1 protein-coding gene is annotated in these 593 nt (G+C 70.3%); it reads right to left on the bottom strand.

All coding sequences use genetic code 11. From position 1 onward, the window contains the following. The coding region (locus tag ACEN88_RS33735) for a DUF4139 domain-containing protein (RefSeq protein WP_413346713.1) at nucleotides 1-593 on the bottom strand (593 nt) is incomplete at both ends.

Here is a 593-nt window from a genome sequence, read left to right as displayed (position 1 = left end):
GCTCGTGCGCGTGAAGGTCGAGGACCGCCGCGTCATTGCCGCTCCGCGGCGCGACCAGGACGCGCTGCTCCGCCTTCAAGGTCTGGCGCGACAGGCTGACGGCGATCTCGCGGCCGTCCGACGCCAGGGTGACGCGGGCCGGCACCTCGAACTCGGTCGTGAAATTCCCCTGCGATTCCAGGATGGGGGCGATGTAATCGTCCGCCTTGGCGGCGGGCGGTGGCGGTGGCGCCGCGGGTGCCGGTGCCGGCATGGCGCGGAACATGGCAATGGTGGGGGCGACGATATTCTCGGTGGGCGGCTGGTAATCCAGCAGCCACGGCATCGGATCGGGCGCGACCACGACGAGGCTCGGCTGACCGGTCGACAGGCGCAGCTTCACATTGGTCCAATCCTCGCCCGTCTTTTGCGAAATGGTCGCCATCCGTTCCAGGTCGATGGTGGACGCGCTCGAATCCAGCGCGGCGCGGTACGCCGGCTTCCAGCCCGCGCGCTCGACCTGGTAAGTCAGCACGATCTTTCCGCCCTGCCGGGCCGCCACCTGCACCGTGATCGTCCGGCCGGCACGCGCGCCGGCGCGCGCGGGCAGGGAA

It is taken from the genome of Massilia sp. CT11-108, from assembly GCF_047302915.1.
In the GTDB taxonomy this organism is placed as follows: Bacteria; Pseudomonadota; Gammaproteobacteria; order Burkholderiales; family Burkholderiaceae_D; genus Telluria; species Telluria orientalis.
The sequence above is the reverse complement of the archived record's forward strand: the minus strand, read 5'-3'. Positions and strand labels throughout refer to the sequence as shown.